The following is a 14,545-nucleotide window of genomic DNA, read 5'->3' as shown; positions in this document are numbered from 1 at the left end:
CGGGGCTTGGTTTGTCCGATGCCGACGTTACGGTTGGCGCAGGCGATCAAGCGAATTCAGGTGGGCGAAATCGTCGAGTTGTTGAGCGACGACCCCGGCTCGGAGTCGAACATGGCGGCCTGGACGAAGAACACCGGTCATGAATTATTGTCCGGTGGCGCAGAATCGAAAGTCTGGCGGTTCCAGATTCGACGGTTGAAATGAGCAGATCAGATCCGACCAAGCCGCGGCGCATCGCGTTGATTGCATCGAAGGGTACGCTGGACATGGCGTACCCTCCGCTCATTCTTGCCAACGTCGCGGCGAGCATGGGCTGGGAGGCCGGGATCTTCTTCACGTTTTACGGGCTTGATTTGATTCACAAGACGCGGCAGCAGCACCTCGGTGTCGCGCCGCTCGCGAATCCGGCCATGCCGTCGCCGTTTCCGGGCAGTTCGATCAAGATTCCGAACATCGTTGGCGTGTTGCCGGGGATGACGGCGATGGCGACGATGATGATGAAGGACTGGATGGACAAGGCGAATCTGGCACCGCTCGATGAGATGTTCGCGATTGCGCGCGAATCGGGCGTGCGGCTGTTCGCCTGCAACACGACGATGCGCGTGATGCGGATCAAGGCAGAGGATTTGATGGACGGTGTGGAATTCGCGGGTTCGCCGTCGTTTCTGGATTACGCGGCGGAAGCGGATATTCAGTTGTTTATTTGAGGGGAAGATTAGAATTGGGGCACATGAAGACATGTGCCGCCAAGAAGTCATTTGAAGGAAGATCAGAATGGGGCACATGAAGACATGTGCCGCCAAGAAGTCATTTGAAGGAAGATCAGAATGGGGCACATGAAGACATGTGCCGCCAAGAAGTCATTGGAAGGAAGATCAGAATTGGGGCACATGAAGACATGTGCCGCCAAGAAGTCAAATGCCGATCCCTGAATCATGCACTTTCGTCAGTTCCTGCATAGTGAAAAAGGTTGTATCTCCTATGCGATGGGGTGTCCGTCGCAGGGGGTGTGCGCGATTATTGATCCGCAGGGCGATCCGCGGTTCTATGTTGATCATTGCGAAGAGAACGCGATGGTCGTGAAGCAGGTGCTGGAAACGCACGCGCATGCGGATCACTTTTCGTGTGCGCGGCGGCTGGCGGAGCTCACGGCATCCCCGTTGTATTTGGGAGCAAACGCGGAAGTGCATTATCCGTTCGAACCGTTGGCGGATCGCCAGGAATTCATGTTCGGTCGTTGGCGGGGTGAGATTTTGCACACGCCGGGTCACACGCCGGAGCATATCTCGATTTTGATTGAAGATTGGTTCTTGTTGACGGGGGATTTGCTGTTCGTGGGAGATGTGGGCCGCATCGATCTTTCGTTGGCTGCGCTGTCGCGGAAGCAGCTTGAAATGCGGGCGCGCATCATGTACGGCAGCCTGCAGAAGCTGATGACGTTACCCGAGTGGACGGAAGTGTATCCGGGGCACTATCGGGGTTCGGTCTGCGGGCGCGGACTCGATGACAAGACGGTTTCAACTCTGGGACGCGAGCGGCGGCTGACGCCGGCGTTGGGGATGAGCGAAGCGGAGTTCATTGAGTTTCAACTGACGAACCTGCCTCCGCTGCCGGAGGATTTTCACCGGATCAAGCAGCACAATCTTGGAGCGGCGCTTGCCGCTCAGACGATATGATGGTCGCCCCCCATAGATCAACGAAACACGAAGGGAGCAAGCTATGAAGAGTCTGCAGAGTCTTCTGACCGGAATGATGGCTGTCATGCTGGTATCGACGGCTGCTCGCGCGGCGGAACCTGCCGCGCCGTCGCTCTATGACCGCCTCGGTGGTGTGTACAATATCGCCTCGGTGGTGGACGTATTCATCGAGAAACTGCTGGTGAATGATGTCTTGAACGCGAATCCGGCGATAAAAGAGGCGCGCGATCGCGTGCCAAAGGCTGGACTCAAGTTTCAGGTTACGGCACTGGTGTGTCAGGTGACAGGCGGTCCGCAGGTTTACACCGGCCGCTCGATGAAGGAGTCCCACGCGCATTTGAATATTGCAAACAAGGAATGGGACGCGATGGTCGTGGACTTTGTGAAGACCCTCGACGAATTCAAGGTCCCGAAGCCGGAGCAGGGCGAACTGTTGGCGATCGTGGGCACGACCAAGGCCGACATTGTGACGGTAAAGTAGTGTTCATGGGAGTCCTTCGACGAGGTGGAGTTTCCACAGGCGTACCTGCCTCCGCTGCCGGAGGATTTTGAGCGCGTCAAGCGCCATAATCTGGGTCACATTGCGGCGGCGCACGCATAGCTCAAGGCGAGGGTGAATGATCTCGGTGATCATTCCCAATTTCAACGGTCTCGAATACCTCGGGCCGTGTCTGACCTCCGTGCTCAGTCAGGAATGCAGGGATCCGCTCGAAGTTCTGCTCGTCGATAACGGTTCGACGGACGGCAGCGTCGCTTACGTGAGCGCGCAGTTTCCGACGGTACACTGCGAAGTGTTAGCGACCAATACCGGGTTTACCGGTGCGATCAATCACGGCGTCGCGGTCGCTCGCGGCGAGCTGTTGTTGCTTCTGAATAATGACACGGTGCTGGAGCCGGGCTCGTTGCCATCGTTGGTGGACGCTTTGCTGCAGGCCGGCCAGCGGGTGGCCGCGGTCCAGCCGCTGTTGGTGAACGCGGCGGACCCCCGATGCGTGGACAGCGCGGGTATCGTATTGCATCGGCACTTCACGGCGGCCGACGGACTGCACGGGGAGTCGGCGGACTTGGCGCCGAGCGCATCCACGGTAGTATTTGGCGTCTGTCTTGCCTGCGCGCTCTTTCGACGCGAGGCATTTGACGAAGTGGGCGGTCTCGATCCGAACTTCTTTGCCGAGTGGGATGACGTCGATTTGGCATTGCGCTGCCGGTGGTTCGATTGGAGCTTTCGGCTCGTGCCACAGGCGCGTGTGCGGCATCATCGTTCACCCACACAGGCACGCCTGCCGCGCGCGCGGTTCATTCGCTATCGCCGGAACCGGTTGCTGACCTGCGCGAACGGCCTGCCGGGCTGGATGTCCGTGCGGGAGATTCTCTACCGTTTACAGAAAGACGTGTTCGGCATCCCGCATCATATCCGGGCGCGTCAATGCGGAGCGGTGCTGGCGAGCTGGATTGCGTTCCTGCGGTGGTTGCCGGAGGCATGGCGGCGTCGGCGAGCGCTGCGGCGAACGGCCCGCGTGACCGCTTCGCAGATGCGCGCGATGCTGGCGGAGCTGACAGTATGACGCTGCGCGTGCTGATGATTCCCGGAGGAGGACTGGACAACGGCAGCGCGCGGACGCGGATGTACGCGTATCTTCCGGCGCTGGCAGCCGCGGGCGTGGCCGTGTTCGTTGACAGTTACACGTTTCACAAGTACGAACGCGGAACGGAACGTCCGCGCGGTCGCTCGCGACTCTGGCTGGAGTTGCTTCCGCTCCGCGCGCTGTTCACCGTATTCCGCGCGGATGCCATCTGGCATCAGAAGTTCAGCGGTGGGCGAATCAAGTTGGGACTCGCCCGAGCGCTGCGGAAGCGCATCGTATATGATCTGGACGACGCGATCTATCTGGCGTCGCCGTTTGATCTGCCGAACGCGGTCTGGCGCAGCGCGGAACGTGAGCGCGTCAATCGCTCGCTTCGCCGCGCATCCGCGGTCGTGGCCAGCGGCGCGGCCATTCGCCGCTACGCGACCGGACTAAACGCCTACGTGCACGTCATTCCGACGATTGTCGAGACCGTAGCGGCAGCGCCGTCGGTGCCGCGGCATCCCGCAGTGGTCGGGTGGGTGGGGGCACCGGAAAACCAGCGGTTCTTACGGCCGCTTGAGGACTCCATTCTGCGGCTGCAAGCAGAGCTCCCCGAGCTTGAGGTGTGGATCATGACGTCAGGTCTGATGAACCCGCCGCCGCGCTACCGGCACAGGTTCATTCCGTGGAGTCGGTCAGCGGAGGCGGAATTCGTGCCGCAATTCACGCTGGGACTTGCGCCACTCGATGATACGGAATGGTGTCGCGCCAAGATGAACTACAAGGCGCTGGTGTACATGAGCCGTGGCGTGCCCGCGGTGGCGAGTCCGATCGGTTTCCCCGTGCAGGATTTTGCGGATCGCGACTCGATCCGCTACGCGTCCGCACCGGAGGAATGGTATGAGGCGATGAAGCAACTTCTAAGCGACGGCACTGCGCGCGATCGCTTAGCCGACCGCGCGTTACTGATCTTGCGAGACCGATACACGGCGGACAGCCGGGCAAGCGAATTGCTGGCTGTGTTGCAGGGAGGATAGGATGGAAAAGGACAAGAAGTTCGAGCTCGATCTGGACAACTACGACCGCTACGGTTTTCACGACGAAGATAAGTCGACGGTGAAGCTGCCCAAAGGGTTGTCGCGCAAGGTGGTCGAAGAGATCTCCGAGATGAAGAGCGAACCGGACTGGATGCGCAAACTGCGTCTGAAGGGCCTCGACTATTTCGTGCGGAAGGCGTCTCCGAACTGGGGGCCGGACTTATCGGGGATCAACTACGACGATATTCACTACTACGTGCGGTCAAACGAACGCGTCGAATCCAACTGGGACGCGGTACCGGAAGAGATTCGGGACACTTACGACAAGCTGGGGATTCCCGAGGCCGAGAAGAAATTTCTGGCCGGTGTCGGTGCGCAGTATGATTCGGAAGTCGTGTACCACTCTCTGCAGAAAGAGTGGTCGAAACTGGGAGTCATCTTTCTTGACACCGATTCCGGCTTGCGCGAGTATCCCGATCTGTTTCAGGAGTATTTCAACAAGTTGATTCCGGCGGGCGATAATAAGCTCGCGGCGCTGAATACGGCGGTCTGGTCGGGCGGCAGTTTCATCTATGTGCCGAAGGGCGTGCATGTGACGATTCCGCTGCAGGCCTACTTCCGGATCAACGCGAAGAATGTCGGGCAGTTTGAGCGCACGCTGATCATCGCGGACGAAGGCTCGAACGTGCACTACGTGGAGGGCTGCACGGCGCCGGTGTATTCTTCGGATTCGCTGCACAGCGCGGTGGTGGAGATCTACGCGAAGAAGCACTCGCGGGTGCGGTACACCACGATTCAGAACTGGTCGAAGAACGTGTACAATCTCGTGACGAAGCGTACGCTGGCGGAAGAAGATGCGACGATGGAGTGGGTTGATTGCAATCTCGGTTCGAAGGTGACAATGAAGTATCCGTCGGTTTACATGATGGGGCGGCATGCGCGCGCGGACATTCTGTCGGTGGCCTACGCGGGGCCGGGGATGCATACGGAGGCGGGCGCGAAGGTGATTCATCACGCGCCGGAGACGACCTCGGTCATCGTGTCGAAATCGATTTCGCGCGGCGGCGGGCGGACGTCTTATCGCGGCCTCGTGGAGGTGAGCAAAGGCGCGGAGAACTCGAAGTCGAACGTGAGCTGCGATGCATTATTGCTTGACGATCACAGCCGCAGCGACACGTATCCGTACATGAATATTCAGGAGGACAAGGTCGAGCTGGGTCACGAGGCAACGGTCTCGAAGATCGGCGACGAGCAGATCTTCTATCTGATGAGTCGCGGCATTTCGGAGGCCGACGCGATGACGTTAATTGTGCGCGGATTTATCGAGCCGGTGGTCAAGGAGTTGCCGATGGAGTACGCGCTCGAGATGAACCGGCTGATCCAATTGCAGATGGAGGGTTCCGTTGGCTGAGACGACGTCGCATCCCCGCAGCAGCGCGTTTATAGAGTCGATCCCGCACCCGCTGTGGACCCCTGAGCAGCGGTTGCATGCCTTGGAGCAGGCCCGCTCGGCAGCGATCCCGTCACGGCTCGAAGAGGATTGGCGAAAGACCGATCCCGACCAGTTCCCGTGGCCGCGGACCGAACAGGTCGAGGCGGCGACCTCCCTTCACGAAACGACGACGCATCTGCCCGCCGCGTTGGCGTCGCCGCTTGCGTCAGCAGGCGCGGAATCTATGCGGCAACTGCTGACGATTCCCGGTGACGACTACGACGCCAAATTCCTGTACTATCACAAAGCCTTCTGCCGTGCTCCCGTGATCATCAGGGTTCCGCGGGCTTGGTCGGGCGAGACGATTGAACTCCAGCAGCGCAGCTCCGGCCCGGGGCTATCGACGTTCACGACCTTGGTCGTTGTGGAGCGTGACGCTGAGGCAACGATTGTTGATCGCTGGCTGCCGGCGTCGGACGATGCGGTAACGGTGGGGCGGACCGAGATCATGGTGGAAGCGGGCGCGCGTCTTAACTATGTGCAGGAGGATTGGTGCGGCGCCCGCGCTGCGCTCTACCGCCGCGCGCGAGTTCAGGTGGCGCAGGATTCCGCTGTGACCTGGTACTCCTTCACGCAGGGCGCGGCCTGGCATGTGGCGCGGATGGAACTAATGTTGTTGGGGCCGAACTCGTCGGGGCGGATTCAGGGGCTGTTCGCGGGCAGCGGCGATGCGCGAGCGGATCATCGCACTCATCAGTATCATGGCGCGCCGCGGTGCAAGTCGGACCTGACGTTCAAGACGCTGCTGTCAGGACGCTCGCATTCGGTTTATCAGGGACTGATCTCCGTACCGCAGCAGTCGCAGAAGACCGACGCGTACCAACAGTGCCGCAACCTGCTACTCGAACCGGGAACGCACGCGGACGCCATTCCGAAGCTCGAGATCATTGCGGACGATGTGCGCTGTACGCATGGCGCGTCGATGGGGTCCTTGAACCGGGACCAGCTGTTCTACCTGCAAAGTCGCGGGCTGTCGCGGGGTCAGGCCCTGCGCGTGATCGCGACCGGATTTGCCGAAGAGGTCATTCAGAAGGTCCCGGTTGGAACGGTTCAAGAGCGCTGGCGCGACGCCGTGATGGCTTCCATCGGCGAGGCGGTGCGACTCTAAACAGCCGCGGGACCGTGAGGTCCCGCGTGAGTACGATCTCCGTTTTCGCGGCGGCCGCGCTCAGTTTGCGGAGCGTTTTTGGCCGAGAATGTAGCGGGAGAAATGCAGCGTCTTAGCCACCCAATGCGTTTCCACGACGGCGGTCGTGATTTGCTTGAATTCACCGGAAGCCGGATTGTACCAATAGAAACAGATGTCCGCGGCACTGCTGCCGGGGGGGATGTGCACGCACGAGGTGTCACACCAGTAGATCACCGAGTCGTTCCACGTAATGCCTTCGGGCAGGAAGTCGGTTTGCGAATAGGTGGTGTCCGCGACGGTGAGCGAACAGTGAAGCGAGTCGCCCGGTGTCGCGCCAACCGGGACGGAATATCCGGCCATGAGCAGGATTTCGAGATTGGTTTCCTGAGCGGGATAGCACCAGCCTTCGACCGTCGCACCACTGGCGTGAACACGTTCCAGTCCGACGGAATTCCAGCGGACAAATTGCTTGCCTGATTCCGGCCCGGCGAGAAGTTGATCATCACTGGGAACCGCTGGCGGGATGGTGGTAGTTGCTTCGTCGTCGGAACAGCCGGTGGCGAGCGCCAGGGCGGTCATGAGCAGGATCAGGATTCTGGACTTTGTCATCGATTACCTCGCGAGAACTTTGGTGACCCCTGTTGGTGGATAGATAGAATCTGACGTCTTTTATCCGATTTGCAATAAGTAGGCCGGAAGCGGGTCAGTAGCAATTCGGCGTCGGTCGCACAAGAACTTCACGGCGTAGAGGAGCCACTTGGATACTGCGAAGGTTGGTCGGTCGGACGGGGAGTGGGTGCGGATTTGTTCGAAAGCTGAATTCAAGCGGGACGGCGGCAAGTCGTTCAACGTTGGACCGCTGCAGTTGGTCGTTTTTCGGAGCGACGGCCAGTGGTTTGCGACCAGCAGTCACTGCACGCACGAGGATGAATCGCTGGCTGACGGTTGGTTGGAGGGGTGCCACGTGGAGTGCCCGCGGCACGGGGCGATGTTTGATTTGGCAACGGGCGAGGCGCTGTCGCTGCCGGCGACGGAGCCACTGCAAACGTTTGCGGTGGAGGTGCGGGGAGACGAAGTTCTGGTCTTGATTCCCGCGGCGGCACCGGCGGACGGCGGGACGAAATGAACAAGCGTTGTGTGCAGAGCACACACGTCAGGGGCGGGATCGCACTATGAAGACGGTTGCCGAGATTCGCCGGGACTTTCCGATACTGAATGTGAAGGTCAACGGCCGGCCATTGGTATATTTGGACAGCGCGGCGAGTTCGCAGAAGCCGATGGCGGTGCTGGACTCGCATTGTCGATTTTGCGAATCGCGATATTCGAATGTTCACCGCGGCGTGCATACACTGGGTGAGCGCGCAACGGCGGATTATGAAGCGGCGCGTGGGACCGTGCGGGATTTCATTAAGGCGCCGGACTCGCGGGGCGTGATCTTCACGCGCGGGACGACGGAGTCGATCAATCTGGTGGCGCACTCCTTTGGTCGGCGTTTCATCAAGCATGGGCAGGCGATTCTGCTGACGCCGCTCGAACATCACGCGAATTTGGTCCCGTGGCAAATCGTGGCGAAGGCCGTGGGTGCGGAATTGCGCTTTTGGCCGCTGCGCGAAGACGGGACGCTGGACATGGATGCGGGCCGGAAGTTGCTGGACGGTTCGGTCGCGCTCGTGGCACTGACGCATGTATCGAATGTCCTGGGTACGATCAACCCGGTTCGCGAGATTACGGAGCTTGCTCACCGCGTGGGGGCGCGGGTGCTGGTCGACGGCGCGCAAGCGGTACCACATATGCCGGTGGACATTACGGAGATTGACGCGGATTTTTACGCCTTTTCCGGGCACAAGATGCTGGGTCCGACCGGGATCGGAGTCCTGTGGGGCAAGCCGGAGATTCTGGAGGACATGGATCCGTTCCTGACGGGCGGGGAGATGATTCGCGAGGTGTTTCTCGATCACTCGACGTGGAATGAATTGCCTTACAAGTTTGAGGCGGGAACTCCGCCGATTGTGGAGGCCGTAGGTCTGGCGGAGGCGATTCGCTATCTCGACGTGATCGGGATGGATTGGATTCACGCGCACGATTATCATCTGTCCACCTATGCTTACGACGCGTTGACCGCGACACCGGGGGTAACGGTGTACGGCCCGGCACTGGAGCGGTCGTCCATGGTGACGTTTAATATTGACGGTGTGCATGCGCACGACGCGGCGGGCCTGTTGGATCGCGAGGGGATTGCGATTCGCGCCGGTCACCATTGCGCTCAGCCGCTGATGCGTTGGTTGGGCGTGGTCGCGACAGCGCGCGCCAGTTTTTATCTGTACAACACCGAGGCAGAGATTGATCTGTTAGTGGACGCGGTTCGCAAAGTAAGACAGGTGCTTTCCGTTGCCTGATCTTTACAGCGACATTCTGCTGGATCACTATCGGCTGCCGCGGTATCGGGGGCGGTTGACGGATCCGACAGTCAGCGCGGAAGGCCTGAATCCGCTTTGCGGTGACGAATTGGTGTTGGACCTGCGGTTCGACGGCGACCGGCTGGTTGAGATTTCCTTTGACGGCAAGGGTTGCGCGATCTCGACGGCGTCGGCGTCGATGCTGACGGAGGCCGTGCAAGGCAAGACGATGGCGGAGCTGGAGGTTTGGATTGCGGCGGTTCGCGATTTTTTGCGCGATGGGGAGCCACCGACGACGGTTGACCTTGGCGATATCGAAGCTCTCGCCGGCGTGTCGAAGCTTCCTGTGCGAGTGAAGTGCGCGAGTTTGCCGTGGACGACGCTCGAGACATGCCTGGCGGACTATCGAGCGAAGTAGATAGATCGACTGGAATCGACGGGGGCTGGCGAAGCTGATTGGACGACTGGAAACAGTCGTCTTTTTTCGTCCCGCGTCTGACGAGCGAAGCAACGGCCGTCGTGAACTCGGCCCACGACGACTCAATGTTTCGTGGTGGCGCTGCCGATGTCGTGGTCCGGTCGCATAGCAACGGGTATTGCATTTGCAATAGTCGGATCGTCTGTGTTCAATAAAATCTGTAAGGAGTAGTCAATGCTAAGGTTTACGCGAGTTTGCGTAATTGGACCCGATCACTGGGCGGGAACCCTCGCCCTGGCCATCCGGCAATATTCACCGGGGGTCGAGGTCATCTGTGTGGCGGGCGCGGAGGTCGGCCAGCAGTGGGTGAGCAGCGGCGTCGCGGACTCCTGCGTAGATAGCTTTCTGGAGGGAATCCACGGTTCCGACATTCTGTTGCTGGGAACGGGGGAGAACGGCTCTCCGTGGAATTTACGGGAGGTCATCATTTCGTGTGATCCGCGTGCGGTGATCTGCGGCCATGGGCGAACCATGACAGAAGTGTCGCGGGTAGTTAGAGAACTCGACCGGACGGATTTCCACTATGTGAGCGTAGCCCTGGGCGGCTCGTTGGATTGGGGCGAAGCGCTCGACGGGGCCTCGGCCGATTTCTTCAACGGCCAACGGGTGTCGCTATCGCCGCTCACGATTGAGGACCTAAATGTCTTTAGCCTGTTATCGGACATGTTTCGGCACTGCGGCGCCACGGTGATCGCGACGAGTCCGCAGCTTCATGACCGGCAGATGGCGGAATTCGTGCAGCTTCCGCAATTGGTGCGGATTCCTTTCATGCGCTACCTCACGAACAAGCTGGATGCGACGGGCACCGACACGGTGGCCGAGAGCTACCAGCTCTTTGGCGACTTCGCGGCGATGGGACGGTCGGCTTCGGAGATTTGGTCGTCCAACTTGTTTCACAACAAGTCCAACGTCTTGGCGGCACTCGAGGGCTGCCAACAGCAGCTGGCGGCTCTGATCGGTGAGCTGACGCAGGACAAGATGCACGAGATTGCCTCGAGCACTCACCGTCAGGCAAATGAACTGAAGAGTTTGACCAACCCGGCGGGAGCGCGACTGGCAGCGCTGCCACCGGCCGCGATGGAGGCTTCGCCGGAAGCGTTGGTTGAGATGCTCGAGAGCGCGATCAAGGTCGTCAAGCGGATGCCGGTTCGCCAAGGGGTCAGTGTCCAATCGTTGTATGAGCTGATTGAAAACACGCGGCGCACCGTCGAGGATATCCTGCGGGCGCAGGCCGTGGAGCCGGAACGCACCGGGCGCGGTGAGATCTCGACGTTGGCCGCTGCACACGAATCTCAGGATTCAGCACCGTCCGTTTCGGCGCCGGAGACCTCCGCGGAACAACGACCCGACGCGCACCACGGCTGGGTTTCAGACGACTATGGCTCGCTGAGCGCTGGTTTCGGCGATTCGGCGGTGGGAACCGGCAGTTCGGATCTCGCCCCGGCGAGCGTCGAGGCTGAGCAGGATCTTTCGCCGACGTTTTCAATTTCCTGCGGGCACGACGTCCACACGTTGCAGACGGCGGCTCAGCTCCTGACGCAGAATCGGATCGAAATTGAGCGGATTGATCGCGAGGAAACGCCAAGTGGGCTGACGCTTTGGGTTACCCTGACCAAGCGGGAACAGGTCATCCGGGCCAAGGAACTCCTGCGGGGTGCGGACGTACCGGTCGGCTGAGGCGGGGGGATAGTGCGGGCAGTTTGACGGTAAGGCGGGCAGTTGTCCGCCTTGTCTTTTGGGTCTGGCGAGGATCAGTGAGTCTGATGGGGTCGATTCCCTTGCGCTCCTCCTTATGATTTGTTATATTTACGATACGGTGGGATGGGTGGCGCGGGAATTGCGCATCTTGGGTCGGATAATTTCGGCTTGAGAACAACCGTGGAGTAGGCAGGTATGGCACTATGTAATCGCATGTGCTTCATAGGCCTGGACGGCATGGTCGGCAGTTTCGCCTTGGGCATGAAGCGGACCGGGTACCAGGGCGGCATCGTCGGGGTGGCCGACAATGCGACAGTCCAGCAGGCCTGGAAACTTCGCGTGGTGACCGACGGAACCCCGGAGCTTGCCCGGGCCGTAAAGGGCGCGGGTCTGGTCATCTTGTCACGGGAAGCCGCGACCCTGGGCATTTCACTGTGCGATGTTTTGGCCTGCGTCGAGCCGGGGACGATCATCTCGGAGATGACTCGGGTCAAGGGTGACGTGAACCGGGTCTTCGCCGAATCGAAACGTACAGACGTCAGCTACGTCGGTTTTCGGTTGGCCGGGGATGCGGACGTGCAGATCGAGTTGGAGAAATCGAGTCAGTATTACTTTGAGCATAAGACCGTCATCCTGACGCCGCGCGGGAAGCCGGATCTGGATGCGTTTTCGCAGTTGCAGGAGGCGATGAAGCGGCTGGGAGCGAACGTGGTGGCGATGAGTCCGCAAGCGCACGACCGAATGCTGGCGGACATCAATCAGGCGCCGCGGTTGGCCATGATGGCCGCGGTCGAATATGTGTTGGATCCGGCGCGAGGCATGCCGGTCAGTTCCGCGAGCATGGGGGCGTGGCTGGCGGAGCAGATGGGCGAGCTGCAACAGATGCAGTTTTCCGGATGGGCGCATGATGTGGCGGATAATCGCGAACCGGTTTTGCAGGCGCTGGATCAACTGTTGAAGCAGTTGGCAACGTTGCGTGAAGCTGTCGCCACGGGGAGTCTCGAGCAGCACTTGGAGCAGTTGGCGGGGGCCAGCGGCAAACTGGTCAATCCGGAAGTGGCGCAGGAGGCGTCACGGGAGATCGTGCTGGCGGCTGGCGGAGACACAAAGGTGTTGGAAAAGGCGGCGCAGATTTTGGCGGAGTGCAGAATCACCGTCGCCAGTCTGGACAAGATGCACGATGCGGCGGCGGGGACGTTCTGTTTGACCTTGAATTCACCGGCGGACAGATCGCGAGCGGCGACGGCGCTCGGCAACGCCGGGCTTAAGATCACGGAAATTCGGTAAGGTGTGGGCGCAGACTGAGGATCGCGAGCGTTGACCGATCACGAGATGAAAAGCGGAATCGGCGAACCCGAAGCAGTGGAACATGTGGAGTTAGACGGGCTAACTCTGCCCGATCCGCTGGCGCTAATTAGCCGCGAGTTTGATCGGATTGTGATCGTTGGGGTCGGGTTGATCGGGGGCTCGATCGGATTGCGCATGAAGGCGATGGAGCACGGCGGGAGTGTGATCGGCTGCGATCGACAGGAGGTTTTGGATGAAGCGCTCGCCCGCGGTGCCATCGATCGGGGAGTGGTCGAGCTTTCCGAGGCGATCGGCAATGCGGATCTGATTGTCCTGTGCGTACCCGTGGAAACATCGGCACGGTTGCTGCCGGACATATTGACCCGAGCGAAGGCCGGGGCGATTGTGACGGACACCTGTCCGACGAAATCCGAATTACTGCGCGTTGCCGAGCTGACGCCGTCGTCCGCGCACTATATTGGCGGACACCCGCTGGCGGGGAAGGACCGCACCGGGATCGCGAATGCCGATGCGAACTTGTTCGAGAACGCTTACTGGTTGGTGACATCGCGTCCTGACCTTCCGGCGGAATCGCGCGAGACGCTGTTTTGGTGGATTCGCATGCTGGGCGCGTACCCGCTGCCGCTGGAACCGGATCGTCACGATCAGATTGTCGCGCTGACTACGCACGTGCCGCTGATGGTCGCGCTGGCAATGTCGCATTGGCTGGCGATGCGATCGTCAACGGAGCCGCTGTTGTCGAAGCTCGCCACGGGGTCGTTTCAGTCCTCGACGGCCTTGGCCGCGCTGCCGCCGGAAATGTGGGAGGGGGCGCTCCGTTCCAATCAATCCGCGCTGCTGGCGGGTTTGGCGGAGCTTCGCCGGACGCTGGAGGAATTTGAGGCGGCGATCGCGGCGGGTCGCGTGCACGATCTGTGGATGAGCGCGGCCGAGTTCCAGCGCAAGCTGTTACGGGAGCGGCCGGGCGACTGGGACGCGAATTGCGAGATCTCGGTGACGGTTTCGGACCGTCCGGGTGCCATAGCCAGGATTGCCAGTCTGCTGGCTACGCATCGTATCAACATTCGCGACATTGGAGTATTATTCGTTCGCGAGGGTCGTGGCGGATCGCTGCACGTCACGGTGGAATCGCGTCTCGATGCGCGGCGCGCCGTTGAGATCTTGAAAGAAGACGGTTTCGCGGCGCGGCTTAGACCTTAGCGGCAATAGCAGGGGATCGAAAATGCAAACGGGACAGCGCTGCTGTCCCGTTTGTCTTGATCTGCCTTGCGATTACGGTTGGCCTTTGATCGCGGCCTTGATGCCGGCATATCGGCGTTTCAGAAGTTCCAGCGACGTGAGATAGCGGAGCTGGGTTTCGGCCATCTCGGCCATTTCGAGATCGATATTTACGCCGTTGATGCCCGGGCTGTTCGGATCGAGCGGTTCCGTGCGCGTCGTTGCGGCAAGGGCCTCAAGCTCGACGCGCGCGCCGTTTCCGTTCATGTGGCGCGGATTGGTCTGTGCCATGCCGTCGATGTCGTCGTCCAGCACCTGCTTGAGCTGCTGTTCGAAGTCCACGGCCAGCCGCCGGTACCCGGGCGTCTCAGCATTGGCGATATTCTGCGCGTGTGTGCGTTGCCGCAGGGCGTTCGCATCCAGCGTCTTCTTAAGGACGGCGTTGCCGGGGGCCTGATTGAGGAGGAAATTCTCGATCAGATTGTCGGCCATGGTAGTTCCTCGGGCGGGGTTATCCTATTTCG

General features: G+C 60.4%; 16 protein-coding genes. 14 read left to right on the top strand and 2 right to left on the bottom strand.

Translation table 11 applies throughout. The features are described 5' to 3' along the window. Nucleotides 1-18: 18 nt before the first annotated feature. The 8 genes from HZB60_07755 to sufD all read left to right on the top strand — a co-directional run bounded on the left by HZB60_07755 (nucleotide 19) and on the right by sufD (nucleotide 6,902). Complete coding sequence (locus tag HZB60_07755) at nucleotides 19-204, top strand: sulfurtransferase TusA family protein (GenBank protein ID MBI5059656.1); 186 nt, start codon at nucleotides 19-21, stop codon at nucleotides 202-204. Then, the gene (locus HZB60_07750; GenBank protein ID MBI5059655.1) at nucleotides 201-707 is read left to right on the top strand and encodes a DsrE/DsrF/DrsH-like family protein; all 507 of its coding nucleotides are present in this window, start codon (nucleotides 201-203) and stop codon (nucleotides 705-707) included. Before HZB60_07755 ends, HZB60_07750 begins: the two co-directional genes overlap by 4 nt. Nucleotides 708-935: 228 nt before the next feature. Then, nucleotides 936-1,676, top strand: coding sequence for an MBL fold metallo-hydrolase (locus tag HZB60_07745; protein MBI5059654.1), 741 nt, complete (start codon nucleotides 936-938; stop codon nucleotides 1,674-1,676). A 43-nt stretch (nucleotides 1,677-1,719) separates the two neighbouring features. Then, nucleotides 1,720-2,178: a group 1 truncated hemoglobin gene (locus HZB60_07740; GenBank protein MBI5059653.1), complete on the top strand. Its 459-nt coding sequence runs from the start codon at nucleotides 1,720-1,722 to the stop codon at nucleotides 2,176-2,178. A 136-nt stretch (nucleotides 2,179-2,314) separates the two neighbouring features. Then, entirely contained in the window at nucleotides 2,315-3,262 is a 948-nt protein-coding gene (locus HZB60_07735) for a glycosyltransferase family 2 protein (protein ID MBI5059652.1), read from the top strand. Further along, complete coding sequence (locus HZB60_07730; protein MBI5059651.1) at nucleotides 3,259-4,302, top strand: glycosyltransferase; 1,044 nt, start codon at nucleotides 3,259-3,261, stop codon at nucleotides 4,300-4,302. Before HZB60_07735 ends, HZB60_07730 begins: the two co-directional genes overlap by 4 nt. A gap of 1 nt (nucleotide 4,303) precedes the next feature. Continuing rightward, on the top strand, nucleotides 4,304-5,713 hold the full coding sequence (sufB, locus tag HZB60_07725; GenBank protein MBI5059650.1) for a Fe-S cluster assembly protein SufB: 1,410 nt from the start codon (nucleotides 4,304-4,306) through the stop codon (nucleotides 5,711-5,713). Beyond that, nucleotides 5,706-6,902, top strand: a complete 1,197-nt coding sequence (gene sufD / locus HZB60_07720; GenBank protein MBI5059649.1) for a Fe-S cluster assembly protein SufD — start codon at nucleotides 5,706-5,708, stop codon at nucleotides 6,900-6,902. Before sufB ends, sufD begins: the two co-directional genes overlap by 8 nt. Before the next feature lie 60 nt (nucleotides 6,903-6,962). Here sufD and HZB60_07715 read toward each other — a convergent pair whose 3' ends face one another. Further along, the gene (locus tag HZB60_07715; protein MBI5059648.1) at nucleotides 6,963-7,532 is read right to left on the bottom strand and encodes a hypothetical protein; all 570 of its coding nucleotides are present in this window, start codon (nucleotides 7,530-7,532) and stop codon (nucleotides 6,963-6,965) included. A 193-nt stretch (nucleotides 7,533-7,725) separates the two neighbouring features. On the opposite strand from HZB60_07715, the gene HZB60_07710 reads away from it, so the two are divergent. The 6 genes from HZB60_07710 (at nucleotide 7,726) to HZB60_07685 (ending at nucleotide 14,003) form a co-directional block, all read left to right on the top strand. After that, nucleotides 7,726-8,049, top strand: a complete 324-nt coding sequence (locus tag HZB60_07710) for a non-heme iron oxygenase ferredoxin subunit (protein ID MBI5059647.1) — start codon at nucleotides 7,726-7,728, stop codon at nucleotides 8,047-8,049. 46 nt (nucleotides 8,050-8,095) lie between these two features. Then, entirely contained in the window at nucleotides 8,096-9,319 is a 1,224-nt protein-coding gene (locus HZB60_07705; GenBank protein MBI5059646.1) for a cysteine desulfurase, read from the top strand. Beyond that, on the top strand, nucleotides 9,312-9,737 hold the full coding sequence (locus HZB60_07700; protein ID MBI5059645.1) for an SUF system NifU family Fe-S cluster assembly protein: 426 nt from the start codon (nucleotides 9,312-9,314) through the stop codon (nucleotides 9,735-9,737). The genes HZB60_07705 and HZB60_07700 overlap by 8 nt, the downstream gene beginning before the upstream one ends. 234 nt (nucleotides 9,738-9,971) lie before the next feature. Beyond that, nucleotides 9,972-11,474 carry a prephenate dehydrogenase/arogenate dehydrogenase family protein gene (locus tag HZB60_07695; GenBank protein MBI5059644.1) on the top strand — a complete coding sequence of 501 codons (1,503 nt, stop codon included), beginning with the start codon at nucleotides 9,972-9,974 and terminating at the stop codon, nucleotides 11,472-11,474. Between the two features lie 216 nt (nucleotides 11,475-11,690). Then, a complete protein-coding gene (locus tag HZB60_07690; protein ID MBI5059643.1) occupies nucleotides 11,691-12,782 on the top strand; it encodes a prephenate dehydrogenase in 1,092 nt (363 codons plus the stop codon). A 45-nt stretch (nucleotides 12,783-12,827) separates the two neighbouring features. Then, nucleotides 12,828-14,003, top strand: a complete 1,176-nt coding sequence (locus tag HZB60_07685; GenBank protein MBI5059642.1) for a prephenate dehydrogenase/arogenate dehydrogenase family protein — start codon at nucleotides 12,828-12,830, stop codon at nucleotides 14,001-14,003. Between the two features lie 72 nt (nucleotides 14,004-14,075). Here the strand turns inward: HZB60_07685 and flgB are convergent, their stop codons facing one another. Further along, nucleotides 14,076-14,513, bottom strand: a complete 438-nt coding sequence (gene flgB / locus HZB60_07680; GenBank protein MBI5059641.1) for a flagellar basal body rod protein FlgB — start codon at nucleotides 14,511-14,513, stop codon at nucleotides 14,076-14,078. Nucleotides 14,514-14,545: the final 32 nt, after the last annotated feature.

It is taken from the genome of candidate division KSB1 bacterium (assembly GCA_016214895.1).
Lineage (GTDB): Bacteria > Electryoneota > RPQS01 > RPQS01 > RPQS01 > JACRMR01.
The sequence above is the reverse complement of the archived record's forward strand: the minus strand, read 5'-3'. Positions and strand labels throughout refer to the sequence as shown.